Source organism: Citrobacter sp. Ce119 (genome assembly GCF_030334525.1).
Lineage (GTDB): Bacteria > Pseudomonadota > Gammaproteobacteria > Enterobacterales > Enterobacteriaceae > Citrobacter > Citrobacter europaeus.
In genome coordinates, this window is sequence record NZ_JAOWDR010000055.1 from 47,191 (window position 1) to 64,163 (window position 16,973).

Consider the following 16,973-nt stretch of genomic DNA (forward strand, 5'->3'; position numbering starts at 1 on the left):
TTCACAGAATACGAGGACGGTTAACTGCGTCGTAGATCGCAAATTACATGGTTATAAAAGAGGTAACTGTCTAAAAATGAATGTGTTTTGCGGGTTATGGCATTACAGTTACAATAACGGAACTTTTTTATTGGGGATGAATGAATGTCAAACGGTGAAAATGCAAATTCCTCCGGTGTTGACAAGGTTCTGACGATCCTGGAAGAGATTAGCGAGCATTCCGACGGTATATCTCTGGCGGAGTTAGTCAAACGAACCGGGATCGCAAAGACCACAGTATTTCGTACGCTGGAGACGCTCAAGGAACGACAGTACGTTATGCAGGATAACGGAACTGAGCGTTATCATTTGGATCTGAAAAGTCTTGAGTTGGGAATCAAAGGATTGATGAACGTGAATCTGGTAGAGGTATCTATTCCTTACCTGAAAACGCTCTCAGCAAAAACCGCAGAAACCTGTTTTCTGGGGGTCTATAACAGCGGTCATGTTGTGTATTTGTATAAGAGTGAGGGAACGCTTTCTATACAGACTAATGCCCGTCTTGGTGCCAGATTGCCTGCATACTGTACAGGGATTGGCAAAGCGTTATTGGCTTTTCAGCCGTTGGAAGAGATTGATCGGGTGCTGAGTGAGCCGCTTATCCCATTTACTGAGAAGACGGTTGTTGATCGTGTTTCGTTGTATGAAACTCTGGCCGATATTCGGTTGAAGGGGTTCTCGCTGGATAATGAGGAAAATGAAGAAGGGTTAACGTGTGTCGCCCGGCCTGTGTTTAATTATACCGGTACCGTCATTGGCGCACTCAGCGTGGCAGGCCCCACGCACCGAATGCAGCGTAAAATTGATGATGTTAATGATGAACTGGAGCTGGTCTGTTCACTCATTTCTCGACGGTTGGGTTTTATTAACCGCTAACACTACACGCTTTTATGTAAAAGCCTGCTGATATGTAACATACAAGCCGGATAAGGCGCTAATGCCGCATCCGGCAAATGAAATACGCGAAAAAAAAGCCCGTACTTGCGTACGAGCTCTTCTTTAAATATGGCGGTGAGGCGGGGATTCGAACCCCGGATACGTTGCCGTATACACACTTTCCAGGCGTGCTCCTTCAGCCACTCGGACACCTCACCATATTGTTGTTCCTGTGCTACCGGAACGGGCGCTAATTTAGGGAAATACCGCTCCGGCGTCAATCAACTTTTTGAAAAAAACGTGCATTTACACAAACTTCAATCAATATGCAGCTTAAATAAGCGGGAATTGTTTTTTTTGCCAGCATCCTAAAATTTGTTACTCTGATGTTCCCTCGGAAAATGATGATAATAAGTGCGAGAAAGTTCCGCATAACAATGTTCAGGAGACTCTATGGATATAATTTTCTATCACCCAACATTCGATACGAGCTGGTGGCTTAATGCGCTGACAAAGGCCATACCTGGCGCGAACGTCCGTGAGTGGAAAACGGGTGATAATGCGCATGCTGACTACGCGCTGGTCTGGCATCCTCCGGTTGAAATGCTCGCCGGAAGAAAATTAAAAGCCGTATTCGCGCTGGGGGCGGGTGTTGATTCTATTCTTAGTAAACTGAACGCTCATCCGGAAATGTTGGATGCTTCGATCCCACTTTTCCGTCTGGAAGATACGGGTATGGGCCTGCAAATGCAGGAATATGCGGTCAGTCAGGTACTGCACTGGTTTCGCCGCTTTGATGATTATCAGGCATTAAAAAACCAGGCGAAATGGCAGCCGTTGCCAGAATATTCCCGCAATGAGTTTAGCGTCGGGATCATGGGGGCAGGGGTATTGGGCGCAAAAGTTGCAGAAAGTCTGCAAGCATGGGGGTTCCCGCTACGCTGCTGGAGCCGCACGCGTAAATCCTGGTCTGGTGTGGAAAGCTTTGCCGGTACCGAGGAACTGGGCGCGTTTTTGAGCCAAACTCGGGTGCTTATCAACCTCCTTCCCAATACAGCAGAAACCGTAGGCATTATTAACGCGAGTTTACTCAACCAATTGCAGGACGGAGCCTATGTGCTGAACCTGGCGCGTGGTGTTCATCTCAATGAAGACGATCTTCTGGCATCACTGGACAGCGGCAAAGTGAAAGGCGCTATGCTGGATGTCTACAGCCGCGAACCGCTGCCGGAAACCAGCCCGCTATGGAAACATCCGCGTGTGGCAATGACGCCGCATATTGCCGCGGTAACGCGCCCGGCAGAGGCGGTGGACTATATCTCCCGTACGATTATGGGCCTGGAAAGTGGCAAATCCGTCACCGGTCAGGTCGATCGCGTGCGGGGATACTGATGGTAACCCGGCAAGTGCCGGGTTTCAGCTAAACTACCCGTCATACTTCAAGCTGCATGTGCGTTGGCTACGTTTGTTCCCCGCATCACCTACTGCAGTAAGTGATGTGGGTGTCACTCCCTTGCCGCCTGCCTGCAACTCGCATTATTTAGGGTATTAATGCCGGCGATACCTGCTATCCTTGACGGAAAATGACTACAGGAGAGAGTTATGTATCCCGTTGACCTGCATATGCATACCGTCGCCAGCACCCACGCCTACAGCACCTTAAGCGATTACATCGCTGAAGCCCGTCGCAAAGGCATCAAGCTGTTTGCCATTACCGATCATGGACCGGACATGGCGGATGCGCCTCATCACTGGCACTTTATTAATATGCGCATTTGGCCTCGTATTGTGGACGGCGTAGGGATCCTGCGCGGCATTGAGGCGAATATTAAGAATATTGAAGGCGAAATTGACTGCTCAGGTCCTATGTTTACCTCCCTGGATCTGATCATTGCGGGCTTCCATGAGCCGGTTTTTGCACCTCACGATAAAGACACTAATACCCAGGCGATGATCGCCACGATGGCCAGTGGTCATGTGCACATCATCAGCCATCCGGGAAATCCAAAGTATCCCGTTGATATCACGGCGATTGCGCAGGCGGCGGCAAAATATCAGGTCGCGTTGGAAATCAATAACTCCTCGTTTTTGCATTCACGTAAGGGCAGTGAAGACAATTGCCGCGCGGTCGCTGCGGCTGTGCGTGATGCCGGGGGCTGGGTGGCGTTAGGATCGGATTCACATACCGCTTTCACATTGGGAGAATTTGGCGAATGCCGTAAAATTCTCGATGATGTGAATTTCCCGGAAGACAGAATTTTAAACGTCACACCCAAACGCCTGCTGGCGTTTCTGGAATCGCGAGGCATGGAGCCGATCGCGGAATTTGCTGAACTGTAATTGTTACTAACTGGAATAAATGAATGAACGAGTTTTCTATCCTGTGTCGTGTACTGGGCTCGCTGTTTTACCGCCAGCCTCAGGATCCTTTACTGGTTCCCCTGTTTACCCTGATTAGCGAAGGTAAACTCTCCGCCAACTGGCCGCTGGAACAAGACGAATTACTTACTCGCCTGCAGAAAAACTGCGATATGCCTCAGTTGGCTGCGGATTACAACGCGCTTTTTGTCGGCGACGAGTGTGCGGTGCCGCCTTATCGTAGCGCCTGGGTAGAAGGGGCGAAAGAATCCGATGTTCGTGCATTTCTTTCTGCCCGCGGCATGCCGCTGGCAGATACGCCTGCAGATCATATTGGTACGCTGTTGCTGGCGGCTTCATGGCTTGAAGACCAGTCTGCGGAAGATGAAAGTGAAGCACTAGAAACCTTGTTTGTGGAGTACCTGTTGCCCTGGTGTGGTTCATTCCTTGGCAAAGTTGAAGCGCACGCAAACACGCCATTCTGGCGTACCATGGCACCGTTAACGCGTGATGCTATTGGCGCGATGTGGGACGAATTGCAGGAAGATACGGAAGAATAAATGTGATGTAAGTCACTTTAAACTGCAACGCAATTCATCACTTGCATAAATTGTGTGCACGATCTCATTCCTATGCCGTTTTTCTGCTAAGATACGCGGCATGAACATACTTCTCTCAATTGCAATCACAACGGGCATTCTCTCTGGGATCTGGGGATGGGTGGCCGTTTCTCTTGGCTTACTCAGTTGGGCTGGCTTTCTGGGCTGCACGGCCTATTTCGCCTGTCCGCAGGGTGGGCTGAAAGGGCTGTGGATCTCGGCGTGTACGCTGCTAAGCGGTGTGGTGTGGGCGTTGGTGATTATTAACGGTAGCGCGCTTGCCCCACATATGGACGTTATTGGTTATGTCATAACGGGAATCGTCGCGTTTCTGATGTGTATCCAGGCAAAGCAATGGTTGCTTTCATTTGTGCCAGGCACGTTTATTGGCGCATGTGCAACGTTTGCAGGGCAGGGGGACTGGCAGTTGGTCGTGCCGTCTCTGGCGCTAGGTCTGATATTCGGCTATGCGATGAAAAACAGCGGGCTGTGGCTGGCGTCTCGCCGTGAAAATCGACTATCGTCTACGCTGACCAGTAAATAAAAAAGCGTGAGGGGTTCCTCACGCTTTTTATGCCAGAGAGAGCTCTCAGGATTCCGGAGGTACCGACATATGGCGGTATTTAACCAGAATGTCATTATCAACCTGTTTCTTGTCCTGCAAATCCCACAATCCGCGATCAATCCCATCATTAATCAGGAAGATAACACCGGTTTCGATTGCTGACATCAGACACAGCATGACCGGTTCGTTAGAGGTGTAACCAATTTCACCTTCCAACAGTCGCTGGTAGTCAATGAAACGGAATACCCCAGCCTGTACTTCATAAGATAAAATAGTTTTGCTGGTATTCACCGATGAGAGAATTTCGCCGGTGCTGACGTTAACCACGCGTAGGTTCACCGCTATCTGGTCGAGCTGGTATTGCGTATCGGCGCCAATACCGAAATAGCGCGCACCAACACCTCCCGATTTAACGTTGCTTTCATAACCAATAATTGACCCTTCCACCATGACGTTTGCTGCGGTCAAAGATTGCAAAGGGATGCGGTTATTAATGGCAACAGTGCCGTTTTCCTGAGCCGCACGAATGATTTTTCGTTCGTTAAGCAGGTTCTGTAACCCCTGACGTTCCAGTGGGACGAACCAACGAGAATCCTTCAACGCGGTGACTAGCATAGCCGTAGCGCTTTGCGGGACGGCGGTTGAGAAGTTACTCGCCGGGTAAGGTTTAAACTGACCCGTTTCATCCTGGATATTGTAAACCGACACAAAGATCTTACCTGTAGGCATGGGCAGATGCGTCAAGTCTTTATAGCTTTGGGCTCGGGGCATTAATGTCGGCTTAGCGGCTTCTTGCGGCGGGGCTGTTAGACATCCGCTGAGTAAAATTACTGCCACCATGATAAGTAAGCGCTGCATGATTTTTTCCTTTCGTGGCTATAATTTAGAAATCGGTCGACTGATTTTGTAAACCTGACACTTCGATAGTCGACGTTCTCCCCGTTTTCCTGTCCGTGACATTAAGTTGCAGTTGCCCATCCCGGTTGGCGATATCAACGATAAAATCGCTGGTGACCATCCTCCCAGGCTTACCGGTATTAATATTGGTAAGTAAGCCGCCAAGTATTTGCGACTGTATCGCCTGGGTAAAGTTATCCAGCGCAGATGGCGTTTCAATCCCGAAATCATCGCCACTCGGATCTTTATACGAGTTTTGTGCCTGGGCGCTGTTGAGTAAAAAAGAACCGTTGTTTGGGTTGCCACCAAAGTTAGGGTTGCGGAACTGGAACGTCATATTTCCGGCCCAACTTAATGGTGAAATCAGCATGAGCAAAACCACTGCATGTTTGACACGCATGAAAGCCTCCGGACAAAATCATGTTTTAGAATTCATCGCGCGCTAAATCGCTCGTGCTTAATAGTGTTTGATCTATTTGCCGACGATTTAATGCTTCCTCAGTTTCTGCCAATGCAAAGACCACAATTTTGTCGAAGTCTCTTTTCGTCGGGAATAAAAAAGTCTGGAAGATAACGTCCTGATTGACCGTTATGGTGATCCAACTTCCCCAACGTGCACTGGGTCTTTCATTAATGGTTAAGTTTCCTGTGTACTCGCTTTCCCACTTGTCACTAAAGGCCCGGTAGAAATCATGGCCAATGGAAGAGACCGTGTGGTCAGTTAACAGTCCGGGAACCTCCACCTCTACAGCCGCGTGTAGATTCCCGGCAGCAAAGAGCAAATTTGCTGCCACAATCCAGGTCAAATAGCGTTTCATGGCTTTATCGCCTGAGGTTATCATTGGCCCACGAGACCGCCTGCGTACGATTTTTGACAGCTATCTTTTTGAAAAGATTATAAAGATGTGTTTTCACCGTATTTTCACTAATAAATAGTGAACGTGCGATTTCAATATTTGAGGCACCGATACGCAGTTTATTAAGGATCTCTTTTTCACGGTGAGTAAGTAATGCCGACTCCGTGCTGTTATAGCGGTAGTTCCCGGAATGCGTGATTAGGTAGCTGGCTAGCTTTTGCGAGAAGTAGCATTCGCCACGCAACACCCCCTGCAATCCGCTGACTACACGCTGTTCATCTTCAGTTGCGTAGAATACGCCATTGATGTGCGGCCAGTTTTCAATATCCCGGTAAGGATAATCATCTGGGGTATTCAACAATAAAGTCTTTATATTGTTGTTTTTTCTGCTCAAATTATCTTGCCAGTAATGGATCAGTTTTTTATCTGCCTCCATCATATCCAGTAAAACAATGCAGCTGGAGGAAATATCATCCAGAGAACGTTGAATATTATGTAGTTTTCCGGTTAACGCCAGCGACTGCTTTAAATGCTGTAATAACGCAGTTGCCTGCAGGGATGGTTTAGTGATCAACAATAATGTATGACCATGAATACTATGGACTTCATTAAACATGATGAAACTCCACTTTTTAGTCGCACACCTGACAGCTGTCTCTACTAAAATAGAGGCACCAGAAGTACTGACAGATGTTGCACTGCTGTGTAGAAATAAAATATCGACCCAATGGGGTGAAAATATTAAAACAAATGGACTTCAACTGATTTCAATCTAGCTATTACAAATCTTAAAGCAAGTGTTAAACATGTAACTGGATGTAAATTTATATATTAAATTGTGATTTTTGGGTTTTTGTGTAGTTTAGATTTGATAGTAAAGTTGTACATTTTAGCGTTATTGCATAGATTTAAAAAATCATACAAATTATAATATGTTGTTGATTTTTAATGGTTAAAACTATAATTAGATGGTTTTAGATTTCTAATGAATTCTGATATTTTTGTCTCACTTTAAGTTGAACAATTTTAGATAGAAAAAAATGATGCTTGTCACGACTTGTACCGAGCACTATCCCGGAACCATCTGCAAGGCCCAGAAAACGCGGGAGAGGCGTTTTTTTGTTACTGCATAGAAATTCAATCTTCAGGTTACAGAAGAAATAAAAAACAGCGCAGTAACGGTGTTTTCTGCTGTTAATTAGTACTTTGGTGTGAATCTGGATATAAAAATACAACTGGCGGGTGAGTTATTTAAAATGTTTCAACGGACATACTCTTCATCGTAACGTGGCGTTAACAAATGTAAGTCACGTTAACAACAATTTGAGTGGTAAATAATTTAACCTTATGTACGACCAGGTCCAGGGTGACAACATGAAAAACAAGTTGTTATTTATGATGTTTACAATGCTGGGTGTGCCTGGGATTGCATCCGCAACAAGTTATGACTTGGCTAATTCAGAATATAACTTTGCGGTAAATGAATTAAGTAAGTCTTCATTTAATCAGGCAGCCATTATTGGTCAGGTTGGCACTGCGAACAGTGCAAATATTCGCCAGGGGGGCTCGAAGTTATTGTCGGTTATTTCGCAAGAAGGTTCTGGTAACCGAGCGAAAACAGACCAGACTGGATCATATAACTTTGCATATATTGATCAAACGGGTAGTTCCAATGATGCGAGTATTAAACAAGGGTCATACGGTAATACGGCGGTGATTATCCAGAAAGGCTCTGGTAATAAAGCCAATATTACTCAGTACGGTACACAAAAAACAGCAGTTGTGGTGCAGAGACAGTCGCAAATGGCAATTCGCGTTACTCAACGCTAATCCATTAACGACGTTTAAATCAATCCGATGGGGGTTTACCATGAAACTTTTAAAAGTGGCAGCATTCGCAGCAATCGTAGTTTCTGGCAGTGCTCTGGCTGGTGTTGTTCCGCAATGGGGCGGCAATCATCATGGTGGCGGTAGTAACTATGGCCCGGACTCTTCAATGAGTATCTACCAATATGGGACTGGCAACGTAGCGAATGCTCTGCAAAGTGATGCTCGTAAATCAGATGTCACCATCACACAAAACGGGCGTGGCAACGGGGCTGTAGTGGGTCAGGGCGCTGATGACAGTACCATTAACCTGAAACAGACTGGCTTCCAGAACAGCGCTACTATCGATCAGTGGAATGCTAAAAATGCTGATATTAGTGTAACCCAGTTCGGTGGCCGTAACGGTGCGCTGGTTAATCAGACTGCATCTGACTCCAACGTCCTGATCCGCCAGGTTGGATTTGGCAACAACGCCACAGCTAACCAACACTAATTCAGTTTTCTGACTGATAATAAACAGGGCGTGAGCCCTGTTTTTTTTCGGGAGAATAAGATGCATACGTTATTACTCATTGCCGCGCTGGCAAATCAAATAACATTTAATACAACTCAGCAAGGTGATATGTACACCATTATTCCTCAGGTGACGTTAACCCAGCCTTGCGTATGTGAGGTTCAGGTCCTTGCCATACGCAAAGGGCAGGGGGGGCAAAGCCAATCGCAGCAGAAAACAAGCCTTTCGGTCCCTGCTAATCGGCCGATTGAATTAACCAAACTGAGCTTTAATATTTCACCTGAAGATTCAGTCAAAATTATCGTTACCGTTTCAGATGGGCAGTCTCTGCATCTATCACAACAATGGCCTGACTCAAACAGTCATCCATAATTTTTTGCTTTATTTGCATTAAGGGTGTGGCTGGGAATGCGGTGCTGTTCTATGAATATAGGAACGTGTGAACGTTTGTATTTGATCGTTAATCGCAGCGGTGAAGGATCATTTCGATCCCTCAAGGATGGCTAATCATTGAGGAACCCTTATGTGTACATTATTAAAGCGTATTTTAAGTGCCAGTTTGTGTACTTTTTCTCTTTTGACTCTCCCCACAATGGCGCAGCAAATCACAACCGGCGGGGTTATTCATTTTCGCGGTGCAATCGTTGAATCGCCTTGCGACGTGAACACCCAGCAGCAGCAAATTGAATTATCATGTATGCGTGACGGCACTACCCGGAATAGCCTCTACAATCAACAACAGCTCGCGACAACCTCTCAGAACGTGCAACAAATTGCCACAGTCAAAATGCACTACCTCAATGAACAAAAAAACATGGCAATTCTTAATATTGAATATAAATGAGTCGCTGTGGCGTAGATATGCACACTTGCGGTTAAAAAGTGAGATTTCAAGGAAAACCCTGCTGTACACTTAACGAATAGTGTTTTGTCAGGGGGTACTTATGCAATCGCGTGTTCATGTGTTACATGGCGATATTACGACGGTCGCTGTTGATGTGATTGTCAACGCGGCCAATTCATCACTACTGGGCGGCGGTGGCGTTGATGGCGCGATCCATCGCGCTGCCGGACCCGCATTATTGGCGGCCTGCAAACAGGTAATCCAGCAACAAGGAGAATGTCCGACGGGGCATGCGGTTATCACTCTGGCGGGGGACCTTCCGGCAAAAGCGGTCATCCACACCGTAGGACCTGTCTGGCAAGGTGGAGGTCATCATGAGGCCGAACGACTCGAGGAAGCTTACTTAAACACGCTGCAACTGGCCCTGGCTAATGGGTATCAATCCATTGCTTTTCCGGCGATCAGCACCGGGGCTTATGGCTATCCCCGCGCCGCAGCGGCAGAAATAGCGGTAAAAACGATGTTGAAATTTATTACCCGCCGCGCACTTCCTGATCAGATATACTTCGTGTGCTTTGATGAAGAAAACGCTCAACTTTATAAGAGGTTGCTAACACAACAAGGCGATGATAACACGGACTGATATGACCCGACTTGAGCGCGCCATCACGCCACTTTGCGAAAACCACCCGGGAGAATGCGGCATTCTTGCGTTGGATGATAGCCTCGATGCGTTTGCAGCTCGCTATCGGTTAACGGAAATGGCGGAACGTACCCTTGATGTGCAGTATTACATCTGGGAAAACGACATGTCCGGGCTATTGCTATTTTCCGTTTTGCTGGCTGCGGCGAAGCGGGGCGTCCGGGTGCGTTTGTTGCTGGATGATAACAACACGCCAGGTCTGGATGACACGCTGTGTCTGCTGGACAATCACCCTAATATTGAAGTTCGCCTGTTTAATCCCTTTTCCTTTCGCATTCTGCGCGCGCTGGGCTATTTAACCGATTTTGCCCGGCTTAATCGTCGCATGCACAATAAAAGTTTTACCGCTGACGGTGTAGTGACTCTCGTTGGTGGGCGTAATATTGGCGATGCCTATTTTGGTGCGGGTGAACAACCGCTGTTTTCCGACCTGGATGTCATGGCTATCGGACCGGTTGTCAAAGACGTTGCGGATGATTTCGAGCGTTATTGGCGCTGCCGCTCGGTTTCAACGTTGCAAAACGTGCTTGAGATGTCTGAGTCAGATTCTGTGCAACGTATCGAGCTACCCGAATCCTGGTATAACGATGATATTACCCGTCGCTATCTGCATAAGCTGGAAACCAGCCAGTTTATGTCCAGTGTCGATCAACGTTCGCTGCCGCTGATTTGGGCGAAAACACGTTTGCTGAGCGATGATCCTGCAAAAGGAGAAGGGAAAGCGCCGCGCCACTCGCTATTACCGCAGCGTTTGTTCGACGTGATGGGCTCGCCAACCGAACGTATTGATATTATCTCTGCCTACTTTGTGCCGACTCGCGCCGGCGTGGCGCAGCTCCTGAGACTGGTAAGAAAAGGCGTCAAGATTGCTATTTTAACCAATTCACTGGCGGCGAATGATGTGGCGATCGTCCATGCTGGCTATGCGCGCTGGCGAAAAAAACTGCTGCGTTACGGTGTAGAATTGTACGAACTTAAACCGACCCGCGATCGCGTTTCGGTCGTTCACGATCGTGGATTAACAGGTAATTCAGGCTCCAGCCTGCATGCGAAAACGTTCAGTATTGACGATCGCAAAGTGTTTATCGGCTCGCTTAATTTTGATCCCCGTTCGACGCTACTCAATACGGAAATGGGATTTGTGATTGAAAGTGAAGTGCTGGCCGGATTGATTCATAAACGGTTTATGCAAAGCCAGCGTGATATGGCCTGGCAGCTGCGCCTTGATCGTTGGGGAAGAATTAATTGGGTTGACCGACTTGCCGGCAGTGAACAGGTATTAAAAAAAGAACCCGCCACAGGATTCTGGAAGCGGGTTCTGGTAAAGCTGGCATCCGTGTTACCCATTGAGTGGCTGCTTTGAGCCACACGATGAATGCGAGAAAATCTAGCCTGCCACGGCCTTGTTTTTATCCTGCTTCACGGGCGGTTTACCCGAGAAGAGAAACTTCAGCACTGGTATACGTAAATGGATTTCGTACAGTATGACCGCAATCCCAACCACAAACAGCAAACCGCAAAGAAAACCCAGCAGATTCGACGAGATATGCGGTGTGATGTAAGCGCCAAAAAACAGCGTTAATGGGTGGTGCACCAGATAGATAAACAGAGACGCGTTGACAAAATAAGTCACGCGGGCCGACTGGAAATTAAGCAAACGGTGACCCAACGAAAAGACGACGTTCACCATCCACAGTCCCATGACCATGGTAATGACATATTCGGTTTCATACATCCAGGCATCACCATTGCCGTAACGCTGATTGAGCAGGTATGCAACAAATGCGAATGCAGCGCCCAGGGTGCAACCGCGCGACGGCGTGGTAAACAACGCCTTCAGATTCGGGTTGATAAACGCCAGTGCGCCGAGCATAAAGAAAGGCACATAGAACAGCGTTTGCATAACGATAAAATTGAACATGCCATCGCTGAGAATCGAAGGGTAAAGGATGAAAATCGTCCTTCTGACGGCGGCATAGCCGACACCCAACAAGATAAAAATCAGCGTTAATTTAGTCATTGACACCGCAGGCGCGCTGACGGAATCGCTTTGCGTAAGCCTGTTTTTCATCAGGGTGAACACCCACATGCTCACGGTTGTTAACACCACCAGAACCAGTAAAAACCACAGATGGGAAATCAGCTCCCAGGCCAGCGCATTGTACTTATCGTAACCGCTGAGAGTATGCCAACTGTCTGCTTTTCCCTTTACATATTGCAGCATGATAAATTGCGGCAGCGTAAGCAATGGAATCGCGGTGAGCATTGGGATCCCCACGCGTTCTACACGCACCTTCCACCAGCGCTTTAAGGGATAGCGCAAAAACAGCATGTAGGAAAAATATCCTGAAATGACAAAGAAGACCTGCATGCGAAAAGCGTGGATAAAGTCGTTAAACAGAGTCAACCACCACGATGGTTCCGCGCTGTTCACGTGCCAGGTGTGGGTCGAGTAAATCAATGAAATATGGAATGGGATCCCTAACAACATTAGCCAGGCACGGATGGAATCAAGAAAATATTCGCGTGGTGGTGATACAGAGCTCATAGACAGTTATGTATTCTCAGACTTTTCGTCTTATCCCTAAGACGAATAATGGTTACATTCGAGGGCAACCCTACACGAAGTCCAACAACCTGTCTCCAGGATAAGCACGCAAAGTGAAAACAGGTAGTTGAACCTGATTAAACCATGAGCCAGCGCGCGAACAATACAGGGATTCAGTTGTCGGAATACCCGATTATCCATTAAAATGGATCGGATCAATATAAGCACACAAAGGGGGAAGTGCTTACTAATTATGAAACATAAACTACAAATGATGAAAATGCGTTGGTTGGGTGCAGCAGTTATGTTAACGCTGTACACATCATCGAGCTGGGCGTTCAGCATTGATGATGTTGCAAAACAAGCTCAATCCTTAGCCGGTAAAGGCTATGAGGCGCCAAAAAGTAACTTGCCCTCCGTTTTCCGCGACATGAAATATGCGGATTATCAGCAGATCCAGTTTAACCGCGATAAAGCTTACTGGAGCAATCTCAAGACCCCATTTAAGCTCGAGTTCTACCACCAGGGTATGTACTTCGACACACCGGTCAAAATCAACGAAGTTACCGCCACCGCGGTGAAAAGAATCAAATACAGCCCGGATTATTTTAATTTTGGCGATGTTCAGCATGATAAAGACACGGTAAAAGATCTCGGTTTCGCCGGGTTCAAAGTGCTGTATCCGATCAACAGCAAAGATAAAAACGACGAAATCGTCAGCATGCTCGGTGCCAGCTATTTCCGTGTTCTGGGTGCCGGCCAGGTCTACGGTCTGTCTGCGCGCGGTCTCGCGATTGATACCGCTCTGCCTTCTGGCGAAGAGTTTCCCCGCTTCCGTGAGTTTTGGATCGAGCGTCCGAAACCAACTGATAAACGTTTGACCATATATGCATTGCTGGATTCTCCGCGTGCAACCGGAGCGTATCGCTTTGTCATCATTCCTGGCCGTGACACGGTAGTTGATGTTCAGTCCAAAGTTTATCTGCGCGATAAAGTAGGCAAGTTGGGCGTAGCACCGTTAACCAGTATGTTCCTGTACGGACCAAACCAGCCTTCTCCGGCGACTAACTATCGTCCGGAACTGCATGATTCTAACGGTTTGTCTATCCACGCTGGCAACGGCGAGTGGATTTGGCGCCCGCTGAATAACCCGAAACATCTGGCGGTCAGCAGCTTCGCCATGGAAAACCCGCAAGGTTTCGGCCTGCTGCAGCGTGGCCGTCAGTTCTCTCGTTTTGAAGATATCGACGATCGATACGATCTGCGCCCAAGCGCCTGGATCACGCCAAAAGGTGACTGGGGTAAAGGTAAGATTGAGTTAGTTGAAATCCCAACTAACGATGAAACTAACGATAACATCGTTGCGTACTGGACGCCGGATCAACTGCCAGAAGCCGGCAAAGAGATGAACTTCAAGTACACACTGACGTTCACGCGTGATGAAGACAAGCTTCATGCGCCTGATAGCGCCTGGGTACAGCAGACTCGTCGTTCTACCGGTGATGTAAAACAGTCCAACCTGATTCGTCAGCCTGACGGTACCATCGCGTTTGTGGTGGACTTTACCGGCACAGATATGAAAAAGCTGCCGCAGGATACCCCGGTTACCGCACAAACCAGTATTGGCGACAACGGCGAAATCGTTGAAAGCACCGTGCGCTACAATCCGGTATCTAAAGGTTGGCGTTTGATGCTGCGCGTGAAAGTGAAAGACGTGAAGAAAACCACTGAAATGCGTGCTGCCTTGGTCAATGCCGATCAGACGCTGAGTGAAACCTGGAGCTACCAGTTACCTGCCAATGAATAAGACAACTGAGTATATTGACGCAATGCCGCTTTCGGATATCGAAAAAGCGGCACTGCCGAAAACTGACATCCGCGCCGTTCATCAGGCGCTGGATGCCGAGCATCGTACTTACTCGCGCGAAGATGATTCACCGCAGGGTTCTGTAAAAGCTCGCCTTGAGCAAGCATGGCCGGATTCTCTGGCTAAAGAGCAGTTGGTTAAGGATGATGAGGGCCGCGATCAACTGCAGGCGATGCCAAAAGCAACGCGTACCTCTATGTTCCCCGATCCCTGGCGTACCAACCCGGTTGGCCGTTTTTGGGATCGTCTGCGTGGGCGCGATGTGACTCCGCGTTATCTTTCTCGGTTGACGAAAGAAGAACAAGAGAGTGAGCAAAAATGGCGTACCGTAGGCACCATTCGCCGCTATACGCTGTTGATCTTAACGCTGGCGCAAACGGTCGTAGCAACCTGGTATATGAAGACGATCCTTCCGTATCAGGGATGGGCATTCATTAATCCTGTAGACATGATGGGGCAGGATTTGTGGGTCTCCTTTATGCAACTGCTGCCCTACATGCTCCAGACCGGCATTCTGATTTTGTTCGCCGTGCTTTTCTGTTGGGTATCAGCGGGATTCTGGACCGCGCTGATGGGCTTCCTGCAACTGCTGATTGGGCGAGATAAGTACAGCATCTCCGCCTCAACGGTTGGTGACGAACCGCTGAATCCCGAACATCGTACGGCATTGATTATGCCTATCTGTAACGAGGACGTAGACCGCGTATTTGCGGGACTTCGCGCCACGTGGAAATCGGTCAAAGCAACGGGCAACGCTGAGCATTTCGATGTTTATATCCTGAGCGACAGCTACAATCCTGATATCTGCGTGGCAGAACAAAAAGCATGGATGGAGCTGATTGCCGAAGTGCAGGGCGAAGGGCAGATTTTCTATCGTCGTCGTCGTCGTCGTGTGAAGCGTAAAAGCGGCAACATTGATGACTTCTGCCGCCGCTGGGGAAATCAGTACAGCTACATGGTCGTGCTGGACGCGGACTCCGTGATGAGCGGCGACTGTCTGAGCGGGCTGGTGCGCCTGATGGAAGCGAATCCAAATGCCGGGATTATTCAGTCTTCACCGAAGGCTTCCGGTATGGATACGCTGTATGCGCGCTGCCAGCAGTTTGCGACCCGTGTTTATGGACCGCTGTTTACCGCCGGGCTTCACTTCTGGCAATTGGGTGAATCGCACTACTGGGGCCATAACGCGATTATTCGCGTGAAGCCGTTTATCGAGCACTGCGCACTCGCGCCGTTACCGGGCGAAGGCTCATTTGCGGGCTCGATCCTCTCCCATGACTTCGTGGAAGCGGCATTGATGCGTCGTGCTGGTTGGGGCGTGTGGATTGCCTACGATCTGCCGGGCTCTTATGAAGAGCTGCCGCCGAACCTGCTGGATGAACTCAAGCGTGACCGTCGCTGGTGTCATGGCAACCTGATGAACTTCCGTCTGTTCCTGGTGAAGGGGATGCACCCGGTTCACCGCGCGGTGTTCCTGACTGGCGTTATGTCCTATCTGTCGGCACCACTCTGGTTTATGTTCCTCGCGTTGTCGACCGCATTGCAGGTGGTGCATGCGTTGACTGAACCGCAGTACTTCCTGCAACCGCGTCAGCTATTCCCGGTATGGCCGCAATGGCGACCTGAACTGGCGATCGCGCTGTTTGCCTCAACGATGGTCCTATTGTTCCTGCCGAAGTTGCTGAGTATTTTGCTCATCTGGTGTAAAGGAACGAAAGAGTACGGTGGGTTTATCCGCGTTACGCTGTCGCTGCTGCTGGAGGTTTTGTTCTCCGTCCTGCTGGCGCCGGTGCGTATGCTGTTCCATACCGTCTTCGTCGTGAGTGCTTTCCTCGGTTGGGAAGTGGTGTGGAATTCGCCGCAGCGTGATGACGATTCGACCCCGTGGGGTGAAGCGTTTATGCGTCACGGGTCTCAGTTGCTGCTGGGGCTGGTGTGGGCGGTGGGTATGGCCTGGCTGGATCTGCGTTTCCTGTTCTGGCTGGCGCCGATTGTCTTCTCGCTGATCCTGTCGCCGTTTGTGTCCGTTATTTCCAGCCGCTCTACGGTTGGGTTACGTACCAAGCGCTGGAAGCTGTTCCTGATCCCGGAGGAGTATTCTCCGCCGCAGGTGCTGGTGGATACGGATACCTATCTGGTGATGAACCGCAAGCGTACGCTGGACGACGGTTTTATGCATGCGGTGTTTAACCCGTCATTTAACGCACTGGCAACGGCAATGGCGACTGCGCGTCACCGTGCGAGTAACGTACTTGAGATTGCCCGCGACCGCCATGTGGAGCAGGCGCTGAATGAAACGCCGGAGAAACTAAACCGTGACCGCCGCCTGGTGCTGTTGAGCGATCCGGTGACGATGGCGCGTTTGCACTATCGCGTCTGGAATTCACCTGATAAGTATTCTTCATGGGTGAATTACTATCAGGGGCTGACCCTGAATCCGCTGGCGCTCAGGAAAAAATAAGCGTTATGTAATGTGAAA

Annotated in this window: 18 protein-coding genes and 1 tRNA gene; 13 read left to right on the top strand and 6 right to left on the bottom strand. The window is 48.8% G+C overall.

Features of this window, described 5'->3' with window-relative positions:
• Window positions 1-144: 144 nt before the first annotated feature.
• Window positions 145-915 (top strand): IclR family transcriptional regulator, encoded by a 771-nt coding sequence (locus OGV80_RS14855; RefSeq protein WP_043015867.1) that lies wholly within the window; start codon window positions 145-147, stop codon window positions 913-915.
• Between the two features lie 130 nt (window positions 916-1,045).
• Here OGV80_RS14855 and OGV80_RS14860 read toward each other — a convergent pair.
• A tRNA-Ser gene (locus tag OGV80_RS14860) sits at window positions 1,046-1,133 on the bottom strand.
• Between the two features lie 235 nt (window positions 1,134-1,368).
• On the opposite strand from OGV80_RS14860, the gene ghrA reads away from it, so the two are divergent.
• The 4 genes from ghrA (at window position 1,369) to OGV80_RS14880 (ending at window position 4,416) form a co-directional block, all read left to right on the top strand.
• Window positions 1,369-2,307, top strand: coding sequence for a glyoxylate/hydroxypyruvate reductase GhrA (ghrA, locus tag OGV80_RS14865; protein WP_047412167.1), 939 nt, complete (start codon window positions 1,369-1,371; stop codon window positions 2,305-2,307).
• A gap of 210 nt (window positions 2,308-2,517) precedes the next feature.
• Window positions 2,518-3,255, top strand: a complete 738-nt coding sequence (locus OGV80_RS14870) for a phosphatase (protein WP_043015869.1) — start codon at window positions 2,518-2,520, stop codon at window positions 3,253-3,255.
• 23 nt (window positions 3,256-3,278) lie between these two features.
• Window positions 3,279-3,833, top strand: coding sequence for a TorD/DmsD family molecular chaperone (locus OGV80_RS14875; protein WP_043015870.1), 555 nt, complete (start codon window positions 3,279-3,281; stop codon window positions 3,831-3,833).
• Window positions 3,834-3,933: 100 nt separating this feature from the next.
• The gene (locus OGV80_RS14880; RefSeq protein WP_043015871.1) at window positions 3,934-4,416 is read left to right on the top strand and encodes a DUF1097 domain-containing protein; all 483 of its coding nucleotides are present in this window, start codon (window positions 3,934-3,936) and stop codon (window positions 4,414-4,416) included.
• 45 nt (window positions 4,417-4,461) lie between these two features.
• Here OGV80_RS14880 and csgG read toward each other — a convergent pair whose 3' ends face one another.
• The 4 genes from csgG to csgD are packed head-to-tail and all read right to left on the bottom strand — an operon-like array spanning window position 4,462 to window position 6,807.
• The gene (gene csgG / locus OGV80_RS14885) at window positions 4,462-5,295 is read right to left on the bottom strand and encodes a curli production assembly/transport protein CsgG (protein ID WP_003036082.1); all 834 of its coding nucleotides are present in this window, start codon (window positions 5,293-5,295) and stop codon (window positions 4,462-4,464) included.
• A 25-nt stretch (window positions 5,296-5,320) separates the two neighbouring features.
• Complete coding sequence (gene csgF / locus OGV80_RS14890) at window positions 5,321-5,734, bottom strand: curli production assembly/transport protein CsgF (RefSeq protein WP_087052676.1); 414 nt, start codon at window positions 5,732-5,734, stop codon at window positions 5,321-5,323.
• 25 nt (window positions 5,735-5,759) lie between these two features.
• Entirely contained in the window at window positions 5,760-6,152 is a 393-nt protein-coding gene (csgE, locus tag OGV80_RS14895; RefSeq protein WP_043015873.1) for a curli production assembly/transport protein CsgE, read from the bottom strand.
• A 4-nt stretch (window positions 6,153-6,156) separates the two neighbouring features.
• The gene (gene csgD, locus OGV80_RS14900) at window positions 6,157-6,807 is read right to left on the bottom strand and encodes a biofilm master transcriptional regulator CsgD (protein ID WP_003036091.1); all 651 of its coding nucleotides are present in this window, start codon (window positions 6,805-6,807) and stop codon (window positions 6,157-6,159) included.
• Window positions 6,808-7,565: 758 nt separating this feature from the next.
• Between csgD and csgB the strand changes: the two genes are divergently transcribed.
• The 6 genes from csgB (at window position 7,566) to OGV80_RS14930 (ending at window position 11,442) form a co-directional block, all read left to right on the top strand.
• Window positions 7,566-8,021: a curli minor subunit CsgB gene (gene csgB / locus OGV80_RS14905; protein WP_043015874.1), complete on the top strand. Its 456-nt coding sequence runs from the start codon at window positions 7,566-7,568 to the stop codon at window positions 8,019-8,021.
• Between the two features lie 40 nt (window positions 8,022-8,061).
• Window positions 8,062-8,511, top strand: a complete 450-nt coding sequence (csgA, locus tag OGV80_RS14910) for a curli major subunit CsgA (RefSeq protein ID WP_043015875.1) — start codon at window positions 8,062-8,064, stop codon at window positions 8,509-8,511.
• 60 nt (window positions 8,512-8,571) lie between these two features.
• Window positions 8,572-8,904 (top strand): curli assembly chaperone CsgC, encoded by a 333-nt coding sequence (csgC, locus tag OGV80_RS14915; RefSeq protein WP_047412156.1) that lies wholly within the window; start codon window positions 8,572-8,574, stop codon window positions 8,902-8,904.
• A gap of 151 nt (window positions 8,905-9,055) precedes the next feature.
• Window positions 9,056-9,376 (top strand): YmdA family protein, encoded by a 321-nt coding sequence (locus OGV80_RS14920; protein WP_043015877.1) that lies wholly within the window; start codon window positions 9,056-9,058, stop codon window positions 9,374-9,376.
• Window positions 9,377-9,476: 100 nt separating this feature from the next.
• Entirely contained in the window at window positions 9,477-10,019 is a 543-nt protein-coding gene (gene ymdB / locus OGV80_RS14925; protein WP_286515228.1) for an O-acetyl-ADP-ribose deacetylase, read from the top strand.
• Window positions 10,003-11,442, top strand: coding sequence for a phospholipase D family protein (locus tag OGV80_RS14930; protein WP_286515230.1), 1,440 nt, complete (start codon window positions 10,003-10,005; stop codon window positions 11,440-11,442). Before ymdB ends, OGV80_RS14930 begins: the two co-directional genes overlap by 17 nt.
• A gap of 24 nt (window positions 11,443-11,466) precedes the next feature.
• Here OGV80_RS14930 and mdoC read toward each other — a convergent pair whose 3' ends face one another.
• Entirely contained in the window at window positions 11,467-12,627 is a 1,161-nt protein-coding gene (mdoC, locus tag OGV80_RS14935) for a glucans biosynthesis protein MdoC (protein ID WP_193144761.1), read from the bottom strand.
• A gap of 271 nt (window positions 12,628-12,898) precedes the next feature.
• Between mdoC and mdoG the strand changes: the two genes are divergently transcribed.
• Window positions 12,899-14,434 carry a glucans biosynthesis protein MdoG gene (gene mdoG, locus OGV80_RS14940; protein WP_087050897.1) on the top strand — a complete coding sequence of 512 codons (1,536 nt, stop codon included), beginning with the start codon at window positions 12,899-12,901 and terminating at the stop codon, window positions 14,432-14,434.
• Entirely contained in the window at window positions 14,427-16,955 is a 2,529-nt protein-coding gene (mdoH, locus tag OGV80_RS14945) for a glucans biosynthesis glucosyltransferase MdoH (RefSeq protein WP_286515232.1), read from the top strand. The genes mdoG and mdoH overlap by 8 nt, the downstream gene beginning before the upstream one ends.
• The last annotated feature ends 18 nt before the right edge of the window (window positions 16,956-16,973 follow it).